This is a genomic window from Nonomuraea sp. NPDC052116 (assembly GCF_040680035.1).
Lineage (GTDB): Bacteria > Actinomycetota > Actinomycetes > Streptosporangiales > Streptosporangiaceae > Nonomuraea > Nonomuraea angiospora_A.
Genome location: NZ_JBFAWA010000008.1, coordinates 259674 through 282428, shown reverse-complemented (window position 1 = coordinate 282428; position 22755 = coordinate 259674). Strand labels below are relative to the sequence as shown.

The following is a 22755-nucleotide window of genomic DNA, read 5'->3' as shown; positions in this document are numbered from 1 at the left end:
ACCGCGCAGGGCCGAGCACGCCACGTATTCGCCACCTGGGGGAAGCCGGACCCGAGTGGCATTCCCCCGCGCGTACGGAGTTGACTAGGTGTCATGCATGCCATCATCGTCTCCGCCCCTGGCGGTCCTGAGGTTCTCGAATACGTCGAGCGGCCCGATCCCGTCCCCGGCGAGGGGGAGATCGTGGTCGACGTCGCGGCCAGCGGGGTCAACTTCATCGACATCTACCACCGCTCCGGCGCGTACCCGCTCGACCTGCCCACCCCCATCGGCTCCGAGGGCGCGGGCACGGTCTCGGCCGTCGGGCCTGGGGTGCAAGGGGTGGCCGTGGGCGACACCGTGGCCTGGGCCAACGTCCTGGGCAGCTACGCCGAGAAGGCGGTGGTCCCGGCGGACCGGGCCGTGCCCGTGCCCGACGGCGTCCCGGCCGACGTGGCCGCGGCGGCGATGCTGCAGGGGATGACCGCCCACTACCTCACCCACTCCACCCACGAGGTGCGGGAAGGGGACCAGGTGCTCGTCCACGCCGGCGCCGGCGGCATGGGCCAGCTGCTCATCCAGCTGGCCAAGTTCAAGGGCGCCAAGGTCTACACCACCGTCTCCACCGACGAGAAGGAGAAGCTGGCCAGGGAGGCCGGCGCCGACGAGGTGCTGCGGTACGACGACTTCGCCGAGACGCTGCGGGGCAGGATCGACGTGGTGTACGACGGCGTCGGCAAGGCCACGTTCGACGGCGGGCTCGAGGCGCTGCGGCCCCGCGGCCTCATGGCCCTGTACGGCGCCGCCAGCGGCCCGGTGCCGCCGATCGACCCCCAGATCCTCAACCGCAAGGGCTCGCTCTTCCTGACCAGGCCCACGCTCGTCCACTACATAGCCGAGCGCGAGGAGCTGCTGCGGCGCGCCTCCGACCTGTTCGGCTGGATCAAGTCGGGACAGCTCACCATCAACATCTCGCACCGCTACCCGCTGGCCGAGGCGCACCAGGCGCACGAGGACCTGGCGGCCCGCCGGACGACAGGAAAACTGCTCCTCATACCCTGACGCCATGGACATCGCAGGATCAATCTGGTCGTTCGCCGCCGTAGTGGCACTGCTCACGCTCGCCCCCGGCCTCGACACGGCCCTGATCCTGCGTACGTCCTTGCTGGCGAGCAGGCGGGCGGCCTGGGGCGTGACGCTCGGCATCCAGCTCGGCACGCTCACGTGGGGCGTGCTCACCGCGGCCGGGCTGTCGGCGCTGCTGGCCGCCTCGCGGCTCGGCTACGAGGTCCTGCGCTGGGCCGGCGTGGCGTACCTGGTGTGGATGGGCCTGCGCATGCTCCTGGCCCAGGCCGCGCCTCATGACGAGCCGGAGCAGGCGGTGCGGTTCGGGGCCGGGTTCCGGCGCGGCCTGGTCACGAACCTGCTCAACCCCAAGGTCGGAGCGTTCTACGTCGCCATGCTGCCGCATTTCATCCCGGACGGGGCGCCGCACGCGGTCATGGGGTTGGTGCTGGCCGGCGTGCACGTGGCCGAGGGGCTGCTGTGGAGCGCGGCGCTGATCGGGTTCGCGTCGCTGGTGGGCGGCTTCCTGCGGACGCCCGCCGTACGCCGCTTCCTCGACCGCCTGACCGGCGTGGTCATCGTCGGCTTCGGCATCCGCCTCGCCGTCACCGACTGAGGCCGAAACCGGGGCCCGTGGGCCAGCCCAGCAGACGGGCCCCGAGCACGGCGGTCTCCAGGGTGAAGCGCTGCGTCGGGTCGTCCGGCGAGAAGCCGGTCAGACGGCGGATGCGCTCCAGCCGGTACGTGACCGCCCGCGGGCTGAGCCCCAGCCGCCGGGCCGCGGCCGTCTGGTTGCCGTGCGAGGCGAAGACGGCCTCCAGCGTCTCCAGCAGCGGCTCGTGCCCGCCACGCGCCCCCAGCAGCGGGCTCAGCACGCTGGTCACGAGGTCCTCGATCGCGCCCCTGTCGCGCAGCAGCACGGGGAAGACGAGCAGGTCGGCCGCCTTGACCACGTCGGCCCTGAGCCCCAGCCCGTCGGCCAGCTCCAGGGCCTGCGCCGCCTCCCGGTAGGAGGCCACCACGCCCCCGGGGCCGCGCTGCGGCCGTCCTACCGCGACCCGCCACCCGACCGGGAAGCGGGCGCGTACGTGATGGGTGAACTCCCCCACCGCGGCCGGCAGCGTCGCCGGGGCCACGCACACCAGCAGCCCGTCGCGCACGGCCACGAGCACGTTGTGCGAGCCGAACCGGGCGATCAGGTCCCGTTCGATGCGGTCCTGGTCGCCGTCGCGCATGCCGCGGGCCACGGCCACCACGTACGACCCCGCCAGCCGCAGCCCGAAGTGCTCGGCCCGCTCCGCCAGCCGCTCGGCCCGCCCTTGGAGCAGGTCGTCCACGAACTCCCGCCAGGCCTGCTCCTCCTCTCGGACGGCGGCGAGCTGCGCCCGCTCGTACCCCTCCATCAGCGCGGAGACCGCCTTGCGCAGCGCGGGCAGCGCTTCCTGCAGCCCCTCGCCGGCGGCGAGGGCGCCGTCCACCAGAGCCCGCAGCGGGACCCCCAGCCTGGCGGCGCGCTTGCCCGCGGCGCGGTAGGCGTCGAGCGCCTCGCGGGAGGGTAAGCGGCCGGTCGCGGCGTGCTCGGCCAGCACCCGCCGATGCCCGCCGAGCAGGTCGGCGAGCAGGTCGGCGGGCAGCTCGGAGATCGCCATCACACTCCAACGTCACGCCTGTCGAAGGAGAGCACCGCGGTGAGCGCGAGCACGGCCGTCGCCCCCGCCAGCACAAGGTAGTCCCCGACCGGCAGCCCCTCATAGAGCGGCCTGCCCTCGGCGTAGTAGTGAAACGGCGAGACCCACTTCAGCCAGGAGATGGCGTCGACGTTCCGGCCGATCGTGACCACGACGTAGCCGGCCACCACCCACACGCCGACCACGGCCGAGGCGATCGCCCTGCGCCCGGTGGCCGCGCCGGCCGCCAGCCCGATCGTCCCGAACAGCAGGCCGACCAGGAACACCCCGAGGTGCGCGGCCAGGATCCGGTCGAACGGCACCCCCATCTCCGCGGCCTGGCTCGTGGCCCACGTGACGAGCAGCGTCACCACGGCCGTCACGAGCAGCGTGACCGCGAGCGCGGCGAACCTGTCCAGCACCAGCCGCCGCCGGTCCACCGGCAGCGTGACGACCAGCTCCAGCGTGCCCGACTCCTCCGGCTGCGCGATCGCCCGGTTGGCCAGGTTCATCGCGAACACGATGAACAGGATGGGGACGAAGAGCTGGTAGACGACCGTCTGCAGGTAGCCGGTGCCGGAGGCGAAGTCCCCGAGCCCGCCCATCAGGTCCTTGAGCGGCCCGGGGAACTTGGCCACGGCCATGGAGCCGTAGGTCTCGGGGTTCAGCCTGATGTTGGCGTACGCGCCCAGATAGACGGCCATGAAGGCACTGATGCCCAGGCACCACCAGATGAGCGACCGCCGGTTGTCGCGCAGGCTCTTAGCGATCATGGTGCCGCTCCTCGTCGCCGTAGTAGGTCAGGAAGATCTCCTCCAGGTCCGGCTCCGCGCTCACCATGTGCACCACGGTGAACCGGGCCGCCGCCTTGATCAGCGCGTCCGGCCGGCCGTCGATCGTGCAGCGCACGCCGGCGCCCTCCACGCGCAGGTCGCGCACGCCGGGCAGGTTCTCGAAGGCCGCTCGCGGCACGGGCGCGTCGAAGTGCAGCTCGACCCGGCGCACCGCCTTCTCGCGCAGCGCCGCCACGTCCTCCACGGCCACCAGGCGCCCGTCCCGTACGATCCCGACCCGGTCCGAGACGTTCTCGACCTCGGCGAGCACGTGCGAGGACATCAGCACGGTGCGCCCGGACTGGCGCACCTCCCTGAGCATGGCCAGGAACTCGTGCTGCACCAGCGGGTCCAGCCCGCCCGTCGGCTCGTCCAGGATGAGGAACTCCGGCTCGTGCATGAACGCCTGGATCAACCCGACCTTCTGCTTGTTGCCCTTGGAGAGCTTGCGCATCTGCACCGACAGGTCGGCCTCGAACCGCTCGGCCAGGGCGTCGATGCGCGTGTCCGGCACGCCGCCGCGTACCCTGCCGAGGAAGCGCAGGTAGTCCTTGGCCCGCTCGCGGCCCTCCAGCGCCAGCTCGCCGGGCAGATACCCGATCCTGGAGCGGATCGCGGACTCGCGCGGGTCAGCGCCGAGGACGCGTACCGTGCCCCGGGTGGGCCTGATCACGTCGAGCAGCAACCGGAGCGTGGTCGTCTTGCCTGCGCCGTTCGGCCCGAGATACCCGAAGATCTCCCCCGGCTGGATCTCCAGCGTGAGATCTTCCAGGCCGCGGCGCCTGCCGTAATACTTGGTCAGCCCTTCGGCCTGCACCACTGCTGTCATGGCCGAATCGTCCCGCCGCGCGGGACTTCCGTCACTGGACGGGTCCGGCAGCGTGCGGATGGCTTTGCTTCCGGGACGCGGCAACGAGAGGGTGGGTTGCGTGGAAACGGCGTTCGTGCTCGGTGGCGGGGGCGTGCTCGGCGCGCACGAGGTGGGCATGCTGCAGGCGCTCGACGAGGCGGGCATCAGCCCCGACCTCGTCGTGGGCACGTCCGTGGGCGCCCTGAACGGGGTGGTCATCGCCGCCGCCCCGTCCGAGGCGGTGGAGCGGCTGACCGCTCTGTGGCGCTCCGATGTCGTACGTACGGCCTTCGCCGGCTCGTGGGTGGCCCGGTTGTCCACGCTGGCCAGGACCGGCACCCATCTGCACCCGATCGGGCCGTTGCGCGAGGTTCTGAGCGGGACCGTGGGGGTTTCGCGGATCGAGGAGCTGGAGGTCCCCTTCCAGTGCGTGGCGGCCTCGGTCGAACGGGCGGCGGCGCACTGGTTCACCGGCGGGCCGCTGGTCGACGCGGTGCTGGCGTCGTGCGCGGTGCCCGGGCTGCTGCCGCCTGTCGTGATCGGCGGCGAGCACTTCTACGACGGGGGGCTGGTGCACAGCATCCCCGTGGGGCGGGCCGTGCAGCTCGGCGCCAAGCGCGTCTACGTCCTGCACGTCGGGCGGATCGAACGGCCGCTGGCGCCGCCCAGGAGGTTCTGGGAGGTGGGCATGGTGGCGTTCGAGATCGCGCGCAGGCACCGGTTCGCCGAGGACATGGCCAGCCTGCCGCCCGGCGTGGAGGTGCACGTGCTGCCCGCCGGGATGACCGAGGCGCTCTCCCCGCTGCGCTACCGCGACATCTCGCAGATCTCCGCTTGCATCGAGCGGGCGTACAGCGCTTCTTCCCGCTATTTGCGCAACAGAGGAGGATGAGGGTTAGACCGTTGCAGGGAGGCGCCGTTGCTTCCACCGCGTATTCTCCGCCGGCTGGTGCTGGCTCCGCTGGTCATCGTGGTGACCGTGTTCATGGTGGTGACGCTGCCGTTCTGGCTCCTGGTCACGGCCGCGGCCTCGCTGCGCCTGCCGCCGCCGCGGCGCAGAGGGGCGAGGTTCGTCTGGTTCGCCACGGTGTGGCTGACGCTGGAGTCGGGCGTGCTGATCACGTGCCTGTGGCTGTGGGTGGCGGGCGGGGCCCGGCGCCAGGAGCGGCATTACGCCCTGATCAGGTGGTTCCTGGCCAAGGTGCACGCGGCCACCGTGCGGATCTTCCGGCTGACGCTGGAGATCCAGGAGCCCGACCTGACGGACGAGGAGCAGTCCGCCAGGCTGACGCGACCGGTCATCGTGCTGTCGCGGCACGCGGGCCCCGGCGACTCCTTTTTGCTGATTTATTACCTTTTGGCGATCTATCACCGGCGGCCGCGCATCGTCATGAAGGCCGCGCTCCAGTACGACCCCTCGCTGGACGTCGTGATCAACCGGCTGCCGAACGCGTTCGTGCCCCGCAAGTCCGGACAGAAGCGGGTCATCGAGGAGATCCACCGCCTCGCCGCCACGATGGGCGACCAGGACGCTCTCGTGATCTTCCCCGAGGGCGGGAACTTCACCCCGCGACGCCGCCGGCTCGCCATCCGGCGACTGGAAGAGAAGGGCCTGACCGAGGAGGCGGAGCGGGCGCGCGGCATGGACCACCTGCTCCCGCCCCGCCCGAACGGCGCCATCACGGCCATCGAGGCGTGCCCGTCGGCGGACGTCATCTTCGTCGCGCACACCGGGCTCGACGACCTCATCACGCTGGGGGACGTCTGGCGCAAGCTGCCCTTCAACGCTCAGATCACCGCGAAGTGGTGGCGGGTGCCCGCGGCCGAGATCCCGGCGGAGCGGGAGGACCGGATCCGGTGGCTGTACGACCATTGGGAGCAGATCGACGCCTGGATCGCCGCCCAGCGCGTGGCCCGGACAAGATGAGCGCCCGCTAGCTGAGCGGCGGCGCGCCCGGGGGCAGGACCGGGACGTCCGGCGGGCCGTGCTCGATGAGGCGGAGCAGCGCGTCCGTGTCGAGGTGCCGTTCCACCAGGTCGCCGAGCGCGTCGAGCCGCTCCTCCCGGAGCGCGGCGAAGTCCGTGCCGGGAGCCGGTGCGAAGTCGCGTCCCGCCCGCGCGGCCACGTCGGCCAGGAAGGCCCGGCGGAAGCCGTCGTTCTCCAGGGCGCCGTGCCAGGTGGTGCCCCAGACGTTGCCGGCCCGGCAGCCGTCGAGGAACGGCTCGCCTCCGTCGACCGAGGCCAGCCCGTGGTGGATCTCGTACGCGCGGACCGGCTGCCCGTACGCCGTGCCCTCCGGTCGCCCGAGCCGCTTCTCCTTCGCGAACTCGACGCGTACCGGCAGCCGCCCGAGCCCTTCGACCGTGCCCGCCCCCGACTCCACCTCGTCCACGATCTCCCGCCCGAGCATCTGGAACCCGCCGCAGATCCCCAGCACCGGCCCCGCGCGGTCGATGATCGCCGCCGCCAGCCCGCGCTCCCGCAGCCACGCCAGGTCGCTCACCGTGGCTCTGGAGCCCGGCAGCACCACCAGATCGGCGTCGTCCAGCTCGACCGGATCGGTCACGAAACGCACCACGACCCCCGGCTCGGCGGCCAGGGCGTCCAGGTCGGTGAAGTTCGAGATCCTCGGCAGCCGCACGACGGCCACCCGGAGGGTCTGCCTGCCGTACGGGGCGCCTACCGCGACCTTCCGGCTGTCCAGGGCCAGGGAGTCCTCGACGTCCAGCCAGAGCCCGTCGAGCCAGGGCAGCACGCCGTACACCTCGCGCCCGGTCAGCCGCCTGAGCATGTCGAGGCCGGGCTCCAGGAGCTCCCGCGCGCCGCGGAACTTGTTCACGACAAATCCGGAAATATGCGATTGGTCGTCTGCGTCTAAGAGGCCCACCGTGCCGTAGAACGCGGCGAACACCCCTCCCCTGTCGATGTCGCCGACCACGATCACGGGCAGGTCGGCGGCCCTGGCCAGGCCCATGTTGGCGATGTCGCCGCGGCGCAGGTTGATCTCGGCGGGGCTGCCCGCGCCCTCGCACACGACCACGTCGTACTGACCTCTGAGCCTTTCGAGCGCCTCCAGCGCGGTGGCGCGCAGGAGGTCCTTGAGCGCGCCGTACTCCATCGCGTCCACGTCCGCCACCGGGTTGCCCATGAGGACGACCTGGCTGCGGCGGTCGGTGCCCGGTTTGAGGAGGATGGGGTTCATGTCCACCGTCGGCTCCAGGTAGGCGGCCTGCGCCTGCGTCGCCTGGGCCCGGCCGATCTCGGCGCCTTGGGCGGTGACGTACGAGTTGAGCGACATGTTCTGCGCCTTGAAGGGCGCGACGCGCACGCCCCTGCGGGCCAGCCACCGGCAGATCCCCGCCGTCAGCACGCTCTTGCCCGCGTCGGACGTGGTCCCCGCGACCAGCAACCCCCCTCTGACCATGCGATCACCGTACAGGCCCGCGCTAGGCTGGCCGCATGCCACCGGCCGACCTGCCCATTTGCCGCACCTGCGGCGTCCAGTACGCCGAGCCGCGCCCCGACTGCCCGATCTGCGAGGACGAGCGCCAGTACGTCGGCTGGGACGGCCAGCGGTGGACCACGCTGGCGGGCCTGGCGGCCGAGGGCCATCGCGGCCGGGTGGAGGAGGAGGGCCCGCGCGTGGTGGGCATCGGCACCGCCCCGCCCACGGCGATCGGGCAGCGCGCGCTCCTGCTGCGCACGCCGGAGGGCAACGTGCTCTGGGACATGGTCTCCTACCTCGACGACGACCTGGTCGCCGAGGTCGAGGAGCTGGGCGGGGTGTCGGCCATCGCCATCAGCCACCCCCACTTCTACGGCTCCATGATCGAATGGTCCCGGGCCTTCGACGCCCCGGTGTACATCCACGCCGCCGACAGGCGGTGGGTGGCCAGACCGGACGACTCGGTCGTCTTCTGGGAAGGCGACACCCACCGGCTGTCGGAGGACCTCACCCTGATCAACGCGGGCGTGCACTTCGAGGGCGGCCAGGTGCTGCACTGGTCGTCCGAGCGTGCCCTGTTCTCGGGTGACATCCTCCAGGTCGTCCAGGACCGGCGCTGGGTGAGCTTCATGTACAGCTACCCCAACTACATCCCGGAACGTCCGCACGTCGTGCGCCGTGCCCTGGACCTGCTGGAGCCGTACGCGTTCGAGAGGGTTTACGGGGGTTGGTGGAAGCGCGTCGTGCACGGGGACGGCACGGAGGCCGTCCGCCGCTCAGCCGACCGGTACCTCTCCTTCGTCGAGGACAGGTAGCCGGCCGTTCAGCCCTCGCGCCTCTGGTCCCTGGTCTCCTCGTCCCGAACGGGCGGCTGCTTCTGACCACCGCCGCCGTAGCGCTCCTGCACCGCGTCCGCGCCCTTCGAGATCTGGTCGTCGTACTTGTGGCCGGTCCGCTCCTTCGCGTAGCGCTCGGCCCGGTCCAGCAACTGGTCGGCCTGCTTGGAATGCCCTCTGGCCAGGTTCTCCGCCTTCTTCAGCCATTCCCCGATGCGGCTCATACACGTTCCCCATTTCTTCCGACTACGGGCGCCCCCTACCCCCGCATCCTGCACATTCACCCCCGCCGCCAGGCGGCGAGCAGCGGAACCACCGTCCACCCGGCGAGCACCGTGAAAGCCGCCCAGGTCGGCATGATGGGCGGCAGCTGCTCGATCAGCTGGAGCGCCGGGTAGCCGGGCAGGAACCGGTTGACCCACTCCCCGCCGGGCAGCACGAGGCCGGCGAACGGCAGCACGAGGACGATCGTCACCAGCGCCGCGGTCGCCACGGCCCCGTTGCGCAGGATCACGCCGAGCGACAGCCCGAGCAGCGTGGCCACCACGATCATGAGCGTGCCACCGGCGATCACCGTCCAGGCCCCGGCGGGCAGGAGCGACGGGTGGAACTCCGCGGCCAGGAACCGTCCGTAGACATAGCCGGGAATCGCGATGAGCAGCGAGCCGGCGACCGCGGCCCCGCTCAGGACCACCGCCTTGGCCGCCAGCACCCGCCCCCTGGACGGCGTGGCGACGAGGGTCGCGTCGATCATGCCGGACGTGTACTCGCCGCTGATCGTCATCGCGCCCATCATCCCGAACGGCAGCTGGGCCAGAACCACCCCCACGTACACGGCCACCACGACGCCCATGGCGGCCTGGTCGCCCGTACGGCCGGGATCCCAGCGCGCGATGACCGTCGAGGCGCCGAGCACGGTCAGCGCGAGCGCCACCAGCACGCCGACGCCCAGCGCCCACCAGGTCGACCGCAGCGTGCGCAGCTTGATCCACTCGGTGGCGATCGCGCTCACGGCTCGTACCTCCCGATGACCTCCATGAACACGTCCTCCAGTGACGTGCCGGGCCGGACGAACTCGCCGATCTTCGCGTCGGCCAGCAGCCTGCCCCGGACGATGACGATCAGGTGGTCGGCCGTCACCGCCATCTCGTTCATGAGATGGCTCGACACGAGGACGGTCCGGCCCTCGGCGGCGAGCGACTTGAGCAGGTCGCGCATCCAGCGGATGCCTTCCGGGTCGAGCCCGTTGACCGGCTCGTCGAGCAGGAGCACCTCGGGGTCGCCGAGCAGCGCCGCGGCCAGCCCGAGCCGCTGTTTCATGCCCAGCGAGAAGCCGCCGACGCGCCTGCGTCCCGCGTCGCCGAGCCCGACGAACTCCAGCAGCGGGCCGACGCGCTGCCGCGAGATCCCGTTGGAGCGCGCCAGCCACCACAGGTGCTGGTCCGCGCGGCGGCCTGCCTGCACCGCCGTGGCGTCCAGCAGCGCGCCGACCTGGGTGAGCGGCCTGTCGAGCGCGTGGTAGGGCAGGCCGTTCACCGTGGCGCGGCCGGCCGTGGGCCGGTCGAGGCCGAGGATCAGCCGCATGGTGGTGGTCTTGCCGGCGCCGTTCGGGCCGAGGAAGCCGGTGATCCTGCCGGGCGGCACCGTGAAGGAGAGGTCGTCCACGGCGAGGGTCTGTTTGAAGCGTCTGGTGAGCCCGCTGACTTCGATCATGCCCTTCACGATCCGCCGGGAACTGCGCGCCGCGCATCGGTCCTGGGACCGATGCGCGCACCCGGATCTCGCGGTTAGGTTCGTGGCGTGCGCGAACAGATCCGTCTCCCGCTGCTGAGCCGAGTGCCGGCCTGGGTCTGGGTGACGATCGACGCCGGAGTCGCCCTCTTCTTCGCCGCCGCCTTCGTCGGCCTGGCCGCGTCGAGGAACCCGTCGGCGCCCGACGCGCTCGACTACGCGGCGGCCCTGGCCACCGGCCTGCCCGTCGCGGTCAGGCGGTTGTGGCCGCGGGCGGTGTTCGTGATCGTCCTGGTGGGCGGGCTCGGCATGCGCGAGTTCTTCGTCCCGCACGCCGACCTGCTCTGCCTGCCTCTCGTGCTGTACACGCTGGCGACGCGGGGCAGGGCCGTCGTCGCGCTGCTCGTGGCGGCCGCGGTCGCGGCGCAGGGCGTGCTGGCTCCGCCGCTGACGGCCGTCGTACGCGACCAGCTCGGGCTGGTGCTGGCGATCATGGTCGCCGCCTGGGCCGCCGGCACCGCCGTACGCCAGCGCAGGCGCTACACCGAGCAGCTCGCCGCGCAGGCGGAGGAGCGGGCACGGGCGGAGGCCATGGCGGAGCGGCTGCGGATCGCCAGGGAGTTGCACGACGTCATCGGCCACGGGCTGGGCACGATCGCCGTGCAGGCGGGCGTCGCGGGTCTCCTGGGTGGGGCGGAGGAGATGCGCGGCGCGCTGACCTCGATCGAGGAGACCAGCAGATCGGCGCTGCGCGAGACCAGGCGGCTGCTCGGCGTGCTGCGCGAGGACGGCGAGGCCGAGCTCGCCCCCGCTCCCGGCCTGGCCGACCTCGGCGCGCTCGCCGAACGGACCAGGGCGGCGGGCCTGGAGGTGGAGCTGAGGATCGACGGCGAGGTGGATGGGGAGATGGAGCTGACGGTCTACCGGATCGTCCAGGAGGCGCTGACCAACGTGCTCAAACACGCCGGGGCCCGCCACGTCCGGGTCCGGGTCGAACGGCAGGGAGACGAGCTGGTCGTCGAGGTCGTGGACGACGGCACTCGCGGCCGGGCACGGCCGTACGGGCACGGTCTGACGGGGCTGCGCGAGCGCGTGCGCGTCTTCGGCGGCGAGTTCGAGGCGGGCGCGCGTCCCCTGCGCGGCTTCCGCGTCATGGCGAGGCTGCCGCTGTGATCAGGGTGCTGGTGGCCGACGACCAGCCGCTCATCAGGGCCGGCTTCCGACGGTTGATCGACAGCGCGCCGGGGTTCCACACGGTCGGCGAGGCCGCCACGGGAGCGCAGGCCGTGGCGGCGGCCGCCCGGGACCGTCCCGACCTCGTGCTCATGGACGTGCGCATGCCCGAGATGGACGGCATCGAGGCCACGCGCCGCATCTGCGCCGACCGCCCGCGAACGCGCGTGCTCATCGTGACCACCTTCGACCTGGACGAGTACGTCTACGGAGCCCTCCAGGCGGGCGCCGCGGGATTCCTGCTCAAGGACACCCCGCCCGCCGACCTGCTCAGGAGCGTCGAGGTCATCGCGTCGGGCGAGTCCCTGCTGGCCCCGACCGCCACCCGGCGGTTGATCCGGCGGTACGTGAGCCCGGTGCCACCGGTCCGCGGCCTGGACGTCACCGAACGCGAGCGCGAGGTCCTCGTCCTGGTGGCCCGGGGCCTGTCCAACGCGGAGATCGCGCAGAGCCTGTACGTCAGCCTCAGCACGGTCAAGACGCACGTCAGCAGCCTGCTGACCAAGCTCGGTGCGCGCAGCCGCGTCCACCTGGTCATCGCCGCCTACGAGGCCCGGCTGGTCTGAGACGTGGACTCCCGGCGGTCTCGTATGGCCTAGAATCCGGCAGATGTTCAGGGCCCCCGCCCGGCTGGCCTGGCTGGACGCCCTGCGGGGGCCGGCCGCGCTGGCCGTCACCATGCACCACGCCGGCTGGACCTTCGTCCCGGACCTCTGGACGGAGGTGGACCGGCGGATCGACCTCGGCAGCTGGGGCGTGTTCGTGTTCTTCCTGGTCAGCGGGTACATCATCCCCGCCTCCCTGGAACGGCGCGGCGACGTGCGCGCCTTCTGGACCGGGCGGGCCTTCCGCCTCCTCCCCCTGCTGGTCAGCGCCTGCTGCCTGGTGCTGCTCCTCGCCCTGGCAGGCGTGCTCCGCCTCGAACCCCAGCTCGCCGAGCGTCCTCTCCCCGTGGTCGCGCTCGGCAATCTGACCATGTTGCAGGAGCTGCTCAACCTGCCGGCCGTCATCAGCGTGACGTGGACGCTCTCGTACGAGATGGCGTTCTACCTGATCAGCGTCGCGCTGTTCCAGGTGCGGCAGGCCGGCAGGTCGGCGGAGATCGCCGTCGTCCTGGCGCTGGTGGCCGTGGGCCTGGGCCTGCTGGTGCCGCAGACGATGATCGGCGGCCGGGACGACGTGGCCGCCGTGCTGCTCCCCGTCGCGGTCGTGGCGGCCATCGCGGTGACCGCCCTCGGGCACGGCAGGGTACGTACGGCCGCCGCGGTCGCGGGCGGTCTCCTCGGGCTCGGGCTGGTGATCCTGGGCAGCCGGGCCGGCACCTGGCAGGGCGTGATCATTTTGGCGACGATGTTCGCGGGGACGGCGGTGTACCGGGCCGAGCAGGGAGCCGTCCCCTGGCGCACGGCGGCCGTCGCGGTGGCGGTGGTGCTGGGCTGCGGGCTCTTCGCCAAGGACGAGCCCAGCTGGGCGCCCGCGATCGCGCTCGCGTACGGCGCCTTCGGGCTGGCGTTCGCGCTGCGCCGGCGGGCGTTCCCGCGCTGGCTGGCGCGGCTCGGCGTGATCAGCTTCTCCCTCTACCTGCTGCACCCGATCCTGCTGCACGTGATCCCGAACCCGGTGCTGTACTTCCTGGCCCTGATCCCGCTCAGCGCCATGACCTACCGGCTGATCGAGGCCCCGGCCCAGCGCCTCGGCAAACGCCTGGTCGCCGGCGGCGCGGAGCCTCGATGAGGCGGCTCACGGCTTGCGGCCGACTCCCCCGTACAGCCACCGCGTGGCGGCGGGAGCCGGGTCGGCCGGGTCGGGATGCCAGGCGTCGATGGTGACCAGACCGGGATCCACCAGGTCGAACCCATCGAAGAAACTCGCCACGTCGGCGTGCCCGCGGAAGTAGATCGGCGTCGGCGTGGCCGCGTACACCGTCTCGATCTGGGCGACCGCGTCCGCCGGGTGGCCGTCGACGGTGACGTGGGTGGCCGTCAGGTGGCTGCCGGACACCAGGGCGTGGCGCAGCTGGCCCATGACCGAGGCGCGCTCCTCCAGGGTGAGGAAGTGCACCATGGCGATCATCAGGACGCCGACCGGCTCGTTGAAGTCGATGAGCTTGACGGTCTCCGGGTGCCCGAGCACGTCGGCCGGGCGGCGCATGTCGGCGGCGGCCACGGTGGTGTTGTGGTCGGTCGCCAGGAGCGCGCGACCGTGTTGCAGCACGACCGGGTCGTTGTCGACGTACACCACCCGGGCGTCCGGGATGATCTGCTGGGCGATCTCGTGCGTGTTGCCCACGGTGGGCAGGCCCGAGCCGATGTCGATGAACTGCCGGATCCCCTGCCGGGCCATGTGCCGCACCGCACGGCGCAGGAACGCCCGGTTTTCCTGGGCCAGCTGGCGGATCTCGGGCATCGCCTTCTCGACCCGCCCCACGGCGTCGCGGTCGACCTCGAAGTTGTCCTTGCCTCCGAGGTAGTAGTCGTACATACGGGCGACGCTTGGCCTGGTGACGTCGATCCCCATAGCTCCGCCACCGCCTTGCTCCGGCATGTCACGGCCTCCATTCGTGATCATTCCGTACACAAGCTATCGCAATCGGCGAAGGAGACTGTCAGGTTTTGGTGTCAAACGTGGCGTTCTGCTCCCATCGTCGAGCCGGCCGGGGTCACCTACAGGAGGTCGTTGATCAGGTCCCGGAAGTCCTTGCGGTAGTCGAAGTTCTGCATGTCCTGCAGCCAGACCGTGCGGATGAAGGGGATCTTGAGGTCCTTCCTGATCCTGCGCAGCCAGATCTCCCAGTCGCCGTCCTTGATGACGCCCAGCCGGTAGCCGGTGTGGGCGGCCTCGTAGCGGTTGAATATCGACCAGGCGAGGGCGATGTTCTGCACGGAAATTTCAGGATTTCGCCGGACGCTGTCGCCGATGAAGTCGATGTCCGCGAATATCTCGCGAACGCGGTCATTGTCGATGATCATGGTGTTGATCTCGTTGAGATAATCGATGAGCCGCTGATGGGTGCCGTACTCGAGATTGGCCGCCACCAGCCTGGTCTGCCTCGTCAGCGCCCTCGTCTGGAGCCCGACAAAGACCAGCGTGCCAAGGTTCATCGCCGCGGTCAGCAAGGCCACGTCCTGCGCGTTCATGAGACAAGTATCCGGAAGACCACCATTCCATAATACGCGGACCAGATATTCATCGCATCGCGCAAAGTTATTCAGCCGGAATTGCTCCCGTTACGACCGAATGGCGTGATGGTGGATATCCGCGCGGCGAGTTCGGCCAGATGGGTCAGCCACGAATCGGCGGCAGGGTCGGGCACGGCGACGATGACGTGGTCGATGCCCAGGGCGGCGAGTTCGGCGCAGCGCCGGACGCTCTGCTCGACGCTCTCACCCTCGGGGATGCGCATGTGGAGGGTCTTCTCGATGTCCTCGTAGGGCCGGCCCAGGCGTTCGCAGTGGGAGCGCAGGACGCCGAGCTTGTGCCGGACGTCGGCGCCGTACAGGAAGTTGCAGGCGTCGGCGTACTGGGCGACGAGGCGGAGGGTCTTCTTCTCCCCGCTGCCGCCGATGAGGATGGTCGGGTCGGCCTGCGGCGCGTTGAGCGTACGTTCCAGGCTGTAGTGCCGGCCCCGGTACGGCCCGTCCTGGTCGCTCCACATCTGCCTGGCGATCTGGAGGGTCTCCTCGAGCCGCTCGAACCGTTCGGCCAGCGGCGGGAAGGGCAGTCCGAGACCGCGGGCCTCGGGCTCGTACCAGCCGGCGCCGATGCCGAGGACGGCACGACCGCCGGAGAGCGCGTCCAGGGTGCTGACCTGCTTGATCAGCAGGCCGGGCGCGCGGTAGACGGCGCCGGTCACGAGCGCGCCCAGGCTCACCCGGCTGGTAAGGGCGGCGGCGTACGAGAGCGCGCCGTACGCCTCCAGCATCGGGTCCTCCGCGGAGCCGAAGTTGGGGATCTGGAAGAAGTGGTCCATCACCCAGAGGCTGCGCAGCCCCGCCTGGTCGGCGCCGCGGGCGACGGCGGCGAACTTGTCGGCGATCGCGGCGTCGCCGCCGGACCAGAGGAAACGCGGGCAGGTCAGACCGAGGTCCATAGGGGCACTCCTTGATGGGGTGAAGAGGGAAGGGCCCGCCGCGGGTCACGTGGTGAAGGCGGGCATGAAAAAACCCTCCCGCCCGGGCTGCGCCCGGGGCCGAGAGGGCTCCGATAAGAGCATTATCTCACGGATGCGGGACATGTTCGTCTTCCGACCCATGTGACCTGCGGAGATTTCCAGATAACGGAATCACCTCATTCCTACTTATCCTCCGCATAACCTCCTAGCCTGTTCCTCGCACTCAAAGGGGATCTTGTTCGACACCGGCGGCCGGCTGAGCACTCGATGCTGTCCCGCTCCCCTTACGCAGCCCCGTCCGGACGAGACGGGCCCGTTCCCCCCGGAGGACCAGTGAGACTACGGTCTCTGCTGGCGAGCGTTTCCATGCTCGCCACCACGATGACGGGCGCCTTGGCCGCCGCGTCGCCCGCGCAGGCGGCCGCGGACGACCCCGCCGTCGCGAAGAGCCTCGCCGCCGAGGTGAAGAGCGGCCACAAGGTCCGCGCGATCATCGAGATCAAGGGCGGCGAGAGCCTGGCGGCCGTGGCCGACACCACCGAGAAGGCCTCGAGCAAGACCAAGGTCATCGACCGGACGAGCTCCAAGGAGTTCCTGGTCGCCTCCCTGGACCAGGCCACGCTCGACAAGCTCAAGACCGACGACCGGATCAAGTCCATCTACGAGGACGAGTTGAGCGCGCCCTCGCTCGACGTCAGCACCAAGCTGATCGGCTCCGACTGGGCCAACAAGACGGGCTGGACCGGCAAGGGCTCCACCGTCGCCATCGTCGACACCGGCATCGACCGCGACCACCCGTTCTTCGCCGGGCGGATCGTGAACGAGGCCTGCTTCTCCACCGTCGACAACGACCCCGCCCTCCAGGCCGAGTCGCTGTGCCCGAACGGCCTGCCGGTCCAGACCGGCCCCGGCTCCGCCGACGCCAAGACCGCCAAGTGCCTGGTCCAGGGGGCGAACAAGTGCGCCCACGGCACCCACGTGGCCGGTATCGCGGCGGGCAAGAAGGCCGGGAACGCTCCATCCGACGGCGTCGCCCCCGAAGCGGGCATCCTGCCCGTCCAGGTCTTCACCCGCTTCAACGGCCCCATCTGCAGTGAGCTGGGCACCAGCGCCCCGTGCTTCCTCAGCTACACCTCCGACCAGAAGCTGGCCCTGCAGTACGTGGACAGCGTCCACGCCGCCTACAAGGTCGTGGCGGCCAACCTGAGCCTGGGCGGCGGCCCGAAGCAGACCAAGCCCTGCGACGACGACCCCGACTACGGCGCCCTGCGGGACGAGATCGTCTGGCTGCAGCAGTTCGGCGTGGCCACGGTCGTCGCCTCCGGCAACAACGGCTTCACCGACGGCGTCTCCAGCCCGGCCTGCATCTCCCGGGCGGTCGCGGTCGGCGCCACCGATGACAACGACGCGGTGGCCTCGTTCGGCAACCGCGGCCCGCTGCTGGACTTCTTCGCGCCCGGCATGGGCATCAACTCCTCAGTGCCCGGCAACGGCTACGGCTCCATGAACGGCACCTCGATGGCGGCCCCGCACGTCGCCGGGGCGCTGGCCGTGATGCGCCAGGCGTACCCGAACCTGTCCATGGACCAGCTCCTCGACAAGCTGAAGGCCACCGGCAAGAACATCACCTACACCAGCGGCGGCACCTCGGTCACCACCAAGCGGATCGACGTCGCCAGGGCGATGCCGTGGACCCCGGACGCCACCCCGACCCCCACGCCGACCCCGACCGCGACGCCCACCGTGACGCCCACGGTGACCCCCACGGGAACACCCACCGCGACGAAGTCGCCGAGCCCGACCGCGGCGCCGACCCCCTCGACCCGCCCGACCGACCCCGGCACGGACACCGAGCCGGTGCCGGTGCCCACCCCCGACGACTGCACGCGGGGCAAGGGCACCAAGCCGCTGAGTGCCAAGGCATGGGCCAAGGAGATGCTGCGCGGGAAGGGCTCGCTGAGCGACCAGACGCTGTCGTGCTACCTCGCGATCGCGCAGAACGGCAGCAAGGTCTTCCCCGAGCTGACCGACGCCACCACGCTGTCCACCGCGTACAAGGCCCTCGCCACCAAGAGCAAGGCCGCCAAGGCGCTGCTGGACCGTGAGCTGCTGGCCGCGTGGCTGAACTACGCGCACGGCGTCTACAACGGCTCGGCCAAGGTGTCCGGGAAGACGACGCTGAAGCAGGCGATCGCCGCCGCGGAGCGGCACCGCACCGGCCGGGCGAGCGCCGCCCAGCTGAAGAAGGCCGCCGTGTTCCTGTACGGACACGTCAACAAGTAACGGCCTGCGAGCGACGGGGCGGCGGGGGCAACCCGCCGCCCCGTTGTCGTTTCAGGACACTGCAAACGGTTGCCTCTATTTGTTTCATGGGTTGACGTAACCCGAAATGCCGACGTAACGTGACCTTCCCCCTACCCCCCAGGACGTCATGTCGCCGGCTCGCCGGCGCCCTCTCGAAGGGACCGCGCCCAGATGACCCCTCGATCCGCTCCAATGGCCCCGATGTCGTTAAGCCGAAGGAATCTGGTGAAGTTGGCCGGTCTGTCCTGCCTCGGTCTCGGCCTGACGGCGTGCGGCCGGGGCTTCGGCGGGGGCGGCGACGGATCCGGTGGCGGCGGCGTCCAGCTGAACATGGTCTGGTGGGGCGACGCCTCCCGGGCGCAGAAGACGCAGGCCGCGCTGGAGGTGTTCAAGAAGAAGAACCCCGGCGTCACGGTGAAGACCGAGTATCAGGACAGCGGCCCGTACAAGGACAAGCTGGCCACGCGCTTCGCGGCCGGAAACCCGCCGGACCTGATGATGATGCGCATGGACAGCCTGCGCGAGTACGCCGACCGGGGCGCGCTGCTCGACCTCAACCAGCACGCCGGCGCGGTCGACCTGTCCGGGCTGAGCGGGAGCGTACGGGCGCTCGCGGCCGTCGGCGACAAGAACTTCGGCGTCGCCTCCGGCCTGAACAGCATCGGTTTCGTCGTCAACAGGACGCTGACCGAGAAGTACGGCGTGAAGATCCCGGACGGGAACACCTGGAGCTGGCAGGACCTGGCCACCTTCGCCCGCGAGATCAGCAAGGCCAGCGGCAAGAAGGTGTACGGCACCGGCTTCGAGGCGTACACGCTGGCCAACCTCATCGTGTTCACCCGCCAGCGCGGCGAGGACTTCTACACCGCCGACGGCAAGCTCGGCATCAGCGAGGCCACCCTCGTCGCCTGGTTCGAGATGTTCCAGTCCATGCGGGCCGACGGCGGCTTCCCGCCGGCCGGGTTCTTCGAGAACGTGGGAGGCGGCGCCGAGCAGTCGTACCTGGCCAAGGGCGCGATCGCGTCGCAGATCATCCCCACCAACAACTTCCTGGGCTACAACGCCGCCGCCGGGGGCAACCTCGTCCTGCTCCGCATGCCCGGCGAGACCACCGAGAAGCGGCGCGGCCAGTCGATCGACACCCCGGCCCTGTGGTCGGTCGCCGCGAAGTCCAAGCACCCGGCCGAGACGCTGAAGCTGCTCAACTTCCTCATCAACGACCCGGACGCCTCCAGGGCGACCGGCACGACCCGCGGCGTGCCCGCCAACGCCAAGGTGGCCACCGAGGTCAGGCCGAGCCTGGCGGCGGACGACCAGGTGGCCACCGACTACCTGATCGGGCTGCAGAAGGAGGAGCTGCCGCGCTCCTACACGTACCCGCCGGGGTCGAGCAGCATCGCCTCCGGCCTGCAGTCGATCGCCGCCGAAGTGGAGTTCAAGCGGCAGACGCCGCAGCAGGGCGCCGCGGCGTTCCTCGACGCGGGCAGGAAGGCGCTCGGCGGGTGAGCGGGCCGAAGGCCGCGCCGGTGCTGGACCGGCCCGTCGCCGGGGCGGAGGCGTCCGCCGGGCCGCGGCGCAGGCGCCCCGCCAAGCCGCCCCAGGACCGGGCCGGGTACCTCTTCCTGCTGCCGTGGTTCATCGGGATGCTCTTCACGGTCATCCCGTTCTTCGCCTCGCTGTATCTGGCGTTCACCGACTACAACCTGCTCAACGCGCCGAAGTGGATCGGGCTGGACAACTTCGCGGAGATGCTCCGCGACCCGGTGCTGCACCAGTCGCTGAAGGTCACCTTCGTCTACACGTTCGTGTCGGTGCCGCTGTCGCTGGCGGCGGCGCTGGGCGTGGCCATGCTGCTCAACCGCGGCGTCCGGGGCCTGTCCGTCTACCGGGCGGTCTTCTACCTGCCCTCCCTGCTCGGCGGGAGCGTCGCGATCGTCCTGCTGTGGCGCTACATCTTCGGCCTCGACGGCATCGTGAACGCGTTCCTCGGCTGGTTCGGCATCGACGGGCCGGGCTGGACGACCGACCCCGACTACGCCCTCACCACACTCATCGTCCTGCACATCTGGACGTTCGGCTCCCCCATGGTGATCTTCCTGGCCGGGCTGCGGCAGATCCCGGGCATGTACTACGAGGCCGCCGCCATCGACGGGGCCTCGCGGTGGCGGCAGTTCCGCTCGATCACGCTGCCGCTGCTGAGCCCGATCATCTTCTTCAACCTGATCCAGTCCCTGATCTCGTCGTTCCAGACCTTCACCCAGGGATTCGTCATGAGCGGCGGCACCGGCGGGCCGGCCAACTCCACGCTCTTCTACAACCTGTACCTGTACCAGCAGGGCTTCTCGCAGTTCAACATGGGCTACGCCTCGGCCATGGCCTGGATGCTGCTGGTGATCATCGCCGCGTTCACCGCGGTCAACTTCCTGGCCGCGAAGTATTGGGTCTTCTATGACAACTGAGGAAAGTTTCGTCGAGCGCGTGGGCCGGACCCGCCGTTCCCGGTACACCAAGCACGTGCTGCTCTGCGTGGTGGGCGCGGTCATGATGTACCCGCTGGCGTGGCTGATCTCCAGCTCGCTCAAACCGGACCGGCTGATCTTCACCGACCTGTCGCTGTGGCCCTCCGAGTGGAACCCGGCCAACTACCTGGACGGGTGGACCGCGCTGGAGCAGCCGTTCAGCGTCTACCTCGCCAACTCGTTCGTGATCGTCGTGCTGAGCATCATCGGCAACCTGGTGTCCTGCTCGCTGGCGGCGTACGGCTTCGCCCGGCTGAAGTTCACCGGCCGCAAGCTGTTCTTCACCCTGATGCTCGGCACCATGATGCTGCCCGGCCACGTGCTCCTGGTGCCGCAGTACATCGTCTTCGCCAAGCTGGGCTGGCTCAACACCTACTACCCGCTGCTCGTGCCCAACTTCCTGGCCACCAACGCGTTCTACATCTTCCTGATGGTGCAGTTCATGCGCGCGCTGCCCAAGGAGCTCGACGACGCCGCCCGCATCGACGGCTGCGGGCCGTTCCGCACCTTCTGGAAGGTGATCATGCCGCTGTGCATGCCGGCGTTCGCCACCACGGCGATCTTCACGTTCATCTCGGTGTGGAACGAGTTCTTCGGCCCGCTGATCTACCTGACCGACTCCGAGCTGTACACCGTGCCGCTGGCCCTGCGGCAGTTCATCGACTCCGAGGGGCAGTCGCAGTGGGGGCAGATGTTCGCCATGTCGTTCCTGTCGCTCGCGCCCGTGATCGGGTTCTTCATCGCAGGCCAGAAGTACCTGGTCAAGGGCATCGCCACCACCGGCCTGAAATAGGGGATCGAAACGCATGGCCCGACCTCGCCGCTACGCCTTCGTCGGCACCGGTTCACGTGCCCGCATGTACCTGGGGGCGCTGCTCGGCCCGTACGCCGACGTCGGTCACCCGGTGGCGTTCTGCGACACCAATGAGGTGCGCATGGCGTACTACGACCGTCTCGTCGGCGAGACCCGGCCCGACCTGCGGATGGCGCACTACGACCCCGGCGACTTCGGCCGCCTGCTCGCCAGGGAGCGGCCGGACGTTGTGGTCGTCACCTCGCCCGACGCCACCCACGCCGCCTACATCGGCCAGGCGCTGCGCGAGGGCGTGGACGTGGTGTCGGAGAAGCCGCTGACCGTGGACGTCGCCGGTCTGCGGCAGATCCGCGACGCGCTCGCCGCCGGCACCGCGGGCCTGATCCTCACCCACAACTACCGGTACTCGCCCCGGAACGCGCTGGTGCGCCGGCTCATCGCCGAGGGCGCCATCGGCGAGATCACCTCCCTGACGTTCGAGTGGTGCCTGGACACCGTGCACGGCGCCGACTACTTCCGCCGCTGGCACCGCGACAAGGCCGTCTCCGGCGGCCTGCTGGTGCACAAGGCGAGCCACCACTTCGACCTGGTCAACTGGTGGCTCGCCGACCTGCCGGAGACCGTGTACGCCCGCGGCGGCCTGCGGTTCTACGGCTCGGACAACGCCCGCAGGCGGGGGCTCGGGCCACGCCCGGAGCGCAGCAGGGACGCCGCCGGGCCGGGCGACCCCTTCGCGCTCGACATCGCCGCCGACGACCGGCTGCGGCTGCTCTACCAGGACGGCGAGCATCTGGACGGCTACATCCGCGACCGCGACGTGTTCTCCGACGGCATCACGATCGAGGACAACCTCAACGTCGTCGTCGGCTACCGCCGCGGCGCGTCGATGTCGTACACGCTGCACGCGCACTGCCCCTGGGAGGGATACCGCGTGGCGATCAACGGCACCGGCGGGCGCATCGAGCTCGACGTCGTCGAGCGCACCCACGTCGAGCCCGTCGCCACCAGCGCGGCCATCGCCGCCGCCACCGCCGTGGACCCCCGCGCCACGGACGGCGGCCAGGACGGCGAGCCGGAGCAGCCGCGCCGCCGGGGCACGCGGCTCCTCCTGCAGCGGCACTGGGAGCCCGCCCGTCAGGTGCCGATCCCCGAGGGCGGCGGAGGCCACGGAGGCGGCGACACGATGCTGCTCGACGAGGTGTTCCGCGGCGCCTCCGGCGACCCGCTGCGCCGGCAGGCCGGGTTCCTCGACGGCGCCGCGAGCGTCCTGACCGGGGTCGCGGGCAACGAGTCGTTACGCACCGGGAAGGCCGTCCGCCTCGACGACCTCGGGCTGCCGCTGACCTCCGCGTCCCGTCCAGCGTGAC

The 22755-nt window shown here is 70.6% G+C and carries 22 protein-coding genes and 1 pseudogene; 13 read left to right on the top strand and 10 right to left on the bottom strand.

Going from position 1 to position 22755, the window contains the following annotated elements; genetic code table 11:
• The first annotated feature begins 93 nt into the window (after positions 1–93).
• Positions 94–1041 (top strand): quinone oxidoreductase, encoded by a 948-nt coding sequence (locus AB0L65_RS17950; protein ID WP_364246396.1) that lies wholly within the window; start codon positions 94–96, stop codon positions 1039–1041.
• A 4-nt stretch (positions 1042–1045) separates the two neighbouring features.
• A complete protein-coding gene (locus AB0L65_RS17945; protein WP_364246393.1) occupies positions 1046–1660 on the top strand; it encodes a LysE family translocator in 615 nt (204 codons plus the stop codon).
• Here the strand turns inward: AB0L65_RS17945 and AB0L65_RS17940 are convergent.
• The 3 genes from AB0L65_RS17940 to AB0L65_RS17930 are packed head-to-tail and all read right to left on the bottom strand — an operon-like array spanning position 1650 to position 4373.
• Positions 1650–2693 (bottom strand): helix-turn-helix domain-containing protein, encoded by a 1044-nt coding sequence (locus tag AB0L65_RS17940; RefSeq protein WP_364246391.1) that lies wholly within the window; start codon positions 2691–2693, stop codon positions 1650–1652. The genes AB0L65_RS17945 and AB0L65_RS17940 overlap by 11 nt on opposite strands.
• Positions 2693–3484 carry an ABC transporter permease subunit gene (locus AB0L65_RS17935; RefSeq protein WP_364246388.1) on the bottom strand — a complete coding sequence of 264 codons (792 nt, stop codon included), beginning with the start codon at positions 3482–3484 and terminating at the stop codon, positions 2693–2695. Before AB0L65_RS17935 ends, AB0L65_RS17940 begins: the two co-directional genes overlap by 1 nt.
• Positions 3474–4373 carry an ABC transporter ATP-binding protein gene (locus AB0L65_RS17930; protein WP_364246386.1) on the bottom strand — a complete coding sequence of 300 codons (900 nt, stop codon included), beginning with the start codon at positions 4371–4373 and terminating at the stop codon, positions 3474–3476. Before AB0L65_RS17930 ends, AB0L65_RS17935 begins: the two co-directional genes overlap by 11 nt.
• 100 nt (positions 4374–4473) lie before the next feature.
• Between AB0L65_RS17930 and AB0L65_RS17925 the strand changes: the two genes are divergently transcribed.
• Both AB0L65_RS17925 and AB0L65_RS17920 read left to right on the top strand, forming a co-directional pair.
• The gene (locus AB0L65_RS17925; protein ID WP_364246383.1) at positions 4474–5286 is read left to right on the top strand and encodes a patatin-like phospholipase family protein; all 813 of its coding nucleotides are present in this window, start codon (positions 4474–4476) and stop codon (positions 5284–5286) included.
• A gap of 27 nt (positions 5287–5313) precedes the next feature.
• A complete protein-coding gene (locus AB0L65_RS17920) occupies positions 5314–6321 on the top strand; it encodes a 1-acyl-sn-glycerol-3-phosphate acyltransferase (RefSeq protein ID WP_364246380.1) in 1008 nt (335 codons plus the stop codon).
• A 7-nt stretch (positions 6322–6328) separates the two neighbouring features.
• Here the strand turns inward: AB0L65_RS17920 and AB0L65_RS17915 are convergent, their stop codons facing one another.
• A complete protein-coding gene (locus AB0L65_RS17915; protein WP_364246377.1) occupies positions 6329–7819 on the bottom strand; it encodes a cobyric acid synthase in 1491 nt (496 codons plus the stop codon).
• Between the two features lie 35 nt (positions 7820–7854).
• Between AB0L65_RS17915 and AB0L65_RS17910 the strand changes: the two genes are divergently transcribed.
• Complete coding sequence (locus tag AB0L65_RS17910) at positions 7855–8655, top strand: MBL fold metallo-hydrolase (RefSeq protein WP_364246374.1); 801 nt, start codon at positions 7855–7857, stop codon at positions 8653–8655.
• 8 nt (positions 8656–8663) lie between these two features.
• Here AB0L65_RS17910 and AB0L65_RS17905 read toward each other — a convergent pair whose 3' ends face one another.
• The 3 genes and pseudogenes from AB0L65_RS17905 to AB0L65_RS17895 all read right to left on the bottom strand — a co-directional run.
• On the bottom strand, positions 8664–8900 hold the full coding sequence (locus tag AB0L65_RS17905) for an antitoxin (RefSeq protein WP_350731678.1): 237 nt from the start codon (positions 8898–8900) through the stop codon (positions 8664–8666).
• A gap of 56 nt (positions 8901–8956) precedes the next feature.
• Positions 8957–9688: an ABC transporter permease gene (locus tag AB0L65_RS17900; RefSeq protein WP_364246371.1), complete on the bottom strand. Its 732-nt coding sequence runs from the start codon at positions 9686–9688 to the stop codon at positions 8957–8959.
• A gap of 74 nt (positions 9689–9762) precedes the next feature.
• Positions 9763–10389 (bottom strand): annotated as a pseudogene (locus AB0L65_RS17895) (ATP-binding cassette domain-containing protein); the annotation flags it as partial.
• Positions 10390–10476: 87 nt separating this feature from the next.
• Here AB0L65_RS17895 and AB0L65_RS17890 point away from each other — a divergent pair.
• Genes AB0L65_RS17890 through AB0L65_RS17880 form a run of 3 tightly spaced genes read left to right on the top strand, consistent with a single transcriptional unit; the run spans position 10477 to position 13374 of the window.
• On the top strand, positions 10477–11580 hold the full coding sequence (locus tag AB0L65_RS17890; protein ID WP_364246368.1) for a sensor histidine kinase: 1104 nt from the start codon (positions 10477–10479) through the stop codon (positions 11578–11580).
• Positions 11577–12206 carry a response regulator transcription factor gene (locus AB0L65_RS17885; protein ID WP_364246365.1) on the top strand — a complete coding sequence of 210 codons (630 nt, stop codon included), beginning with the start codon at positions 11577–11579 and terminating at the stop codon, positions 12204–12206. The genes AB0L65_RS17890 and AB0L65_RS17885 overlap by 4 nt, the downstream gene beginning before the upstream one ends.
• A 43-nt stretch (positions 12207–12249) precedes the next feature.
• Entirely contained in the window at positions 12250–13374 is a 1125-nt protein-coding gene (locus tag AB0L65_RS17880) for an acyltransferase (protein ID WP_364246363.1), read from the top strand.
• A 6-nt stretch (positions 13375–13380) separates the two neighbouring features.
• On the opposite strand, the gene AB0L65_RS17875 is transcribed toward AB0L65_RS17880, so the two are convergent.
• From AB0L65_RS17875 to AB0L65_RS17865, 3 genes are all read right to left on the bottom strand, one after another.
• Complete coding sequence (locus tag AB0L65_RS17875) at positions 13381–14184, bottom strand: SAM-dependent methyltransferase (RefSeq protein WP_364246361.1); 804 nt, start codon at positions 14182–14184, stop codon at positions 13381–13383.
• Between the two features lie 119 nt (positions 14185–14303).
• On the bottom strand, positions 14304–14777 hold the full coding sequence (locus AB0L65_RS17870; RefSeq protein ID WP_364246358.1) for a hypothetical protein: 474 nt from the start codon (positions 14775–14777) through the stop codon (positions 14304–14306).
• Positions 14778–14848: 71 nt separating this feature from the next.
• On the bottom strand, positions 14849–15730 hold the full coding sequence (locus AB0L65_RS17865) for an LLM class F420-dependent oxidoreductase (RefSeq protein ID WP_364246355.1): 882 nt from the start codon (positions 15728–15730) through the stop codon (positions 14849–14851).
• Positions 15731–16084: 354 nt separating this feature from the next.
• Between AB0L65_RS17865 and AB0L65_RS17860 the strand changes: the two genes are divergently transcribed.
• The 5 genes from AB0L65_RS17860 to AB0L65_RS17840 all read left to right on the top strand — a co-directional run bounded on the left by AB0L65_RS17860 (position 16085) and on the right by AB0L65_RS17840 (position 22754).
• On the top strand, positions 16085–18034 hold the full coding sequence (locus tag AB0L65_RS17860; protein ID WP_364246353.1) for a S8 family serine peptidase: 1950 nt from the start codon (positions 16085–16087) through the stop codon (positions 18032–18034).
• Positions 18035–18280: 246 nt separating this feature from the next.
• The gene (locus tag AB0L65_RS17855) at positions 18281–19561 is read left to right on the top strand and encodes an extracellular solute-binding protein (RefSeq protein ID WP_364246351.1); all 1281 of its coding nucleotides are present in this window, start codon (positions 18281–18283) and stop codon (positions 19559–19561) included.
• Positions 19558–20514 (top strand): sugar ABC transporter permease, encoded by a 957-nt coding sequence (locus tag AB0L65_RS17850; RefSeq protein ID WP_364246349.1) that lies wholly within the window; start codon positions 19558–19560, stop codon positions 20512–20514. Before AB0L65_RS17855 ends, AB0L65_RS17850 begins: the two co-directional genes overlap by 4 nt.
• Positions 20515–20596: 82 nt before the next feature.
• Positions 20597–21367 carry a carbohydrate ABC transporter permease gene (locus AB0L65_RS17845; RefSeq protein WP_355200225.1) on the top strand — a complete coding sequence of 257 codons (771 nt, stop codon included), beginning with the start codon at positions 20597–20599 and terminating at the stop codon, positions 21365–21367.
• 13 nt (positions 21368–21380) lie between these two features.
• Positions 21381–22754, top strand: a complete 1374-nt coding sequence (locus tag AB0L65_RS17840) for a Gfo/Idh/MocA family oxidoreductase (RefSeq protein ID WP_364246347.1) — start codon at positions 21381–21383, stop codon at positions 22752–22754.
• Position 22755: the final 1 nt, after the last annotated feature.

What these genes read in the sequence shown, in the direction of transcription:
- AB0L65_RS17950 (WP_364246396.1), top strand. Translation starts at nt 94, where the DNA reads ATGCATGCCATCATCGTCTCCGCCCCTGGCGGTCCTGAGGTTCTCGAA.
- AB0L65_RS17945 (WP_364246393.1), top strand. Translation starts at nt 1,046, where the DNA reads ATGGACATCGCAGGATCAATCTGGTCGTTCGCCGCCGTAGTGGCACTG.
- AB0L65_RS17940 (WP_364246391.1), bottom strand. Translation starts at nt 2,693, where the DNA reads ATGGCGATCTCCGAGCTGCCCGCCGACCTGCTCGCCGACCTGCTCGGC.
- AB0L65_RS17935 (WP_364246388.1), bottom strand. Translation starts at nt 3,484, where the DNA reads ATGATCGCTAAGAGCCTGCGCGACAACCGGCGGTCGCTCATCTGGTGG.
- AB0L65_RS17930 (WP_364246386.1), bottom strand. Translation starts at nt 4,373, where the DNA reads ATGACAGCAGTGGTGCAGGCCGAAGGGCTGACCAAGTATTACGGCAGG.
- AB0L65_RS17915 (WP_364246377.1), bottom strand. Translation starts at nt 7,819, where the DNA reads ATGGTCAGAGGGGGGTTGCTGGTCGCGGGGACCACGTCCGACGCGGGC.
- AB0L65_RS17910 (WP_364246374.1), top strand. Translation starts at nt 7,855, where the DNA reads ATGCCACCGGCCGACCTGCCCATTTGCCGCACCTGCGGCGTCCAGTAC.
- AB0L65_RS17905 (WP_350731678.1), bottom strand. Translation starts at nt 8,900, where the DNA reads ATGAGCCGCATCGGGGAATGGCTGAAGAAGGCGGAGAACCTGGCCAGA.
- AB0L65_RS17880 (WP_364246363.1), top strand. Translation starts at nt 12,250, where the DNA reads ATGTTCAGGGCCCCCGCCCGGCTGGCCTGGCTGGACGCCCTGCGGGGG.
- AB0L65_RS17875 (WP_364246361.1), bottom strand. Translation starts at nt 14,184, where the DNA reads ATGCCGGAGCAAGGCGGTGGCGGAGCTATGGGGATCGACGTCACCAGG.
- AB0L65_RS17870 (WP_364246358.1), bottom strand. Translation starts at nt 14,777, where the DNA reads ATGAACGCGCAGGACGTGGCCTTGCTGACCGCGGCGATGAACCTTGGC.
- AB0L65_RS17865 (WP_364246355.1), bottom strand. Translation starts at nt 15,730, where the DNA reads ATGGACCTCGGTCTGACCTGCCCGCGTTTCCTCTGGTCCGGCGGCGAC.
- AB0L65_RS17845 (WP_355200225.1), top strand. Translation starts at nt 20,597, where the DNA reads ATGATGTACCCGCTGGCGTGGCTGATCTCCAGCTCGCTCAAACCGGAC.
- AB0L65_RS17840 (WP_364246347.1), top strand. Translation starts at nt 21,381, where the DNA reads ATGGCCCGACCTCGCCGCTACGCCTTCGTCGGCACCGGTTCACGTGCC.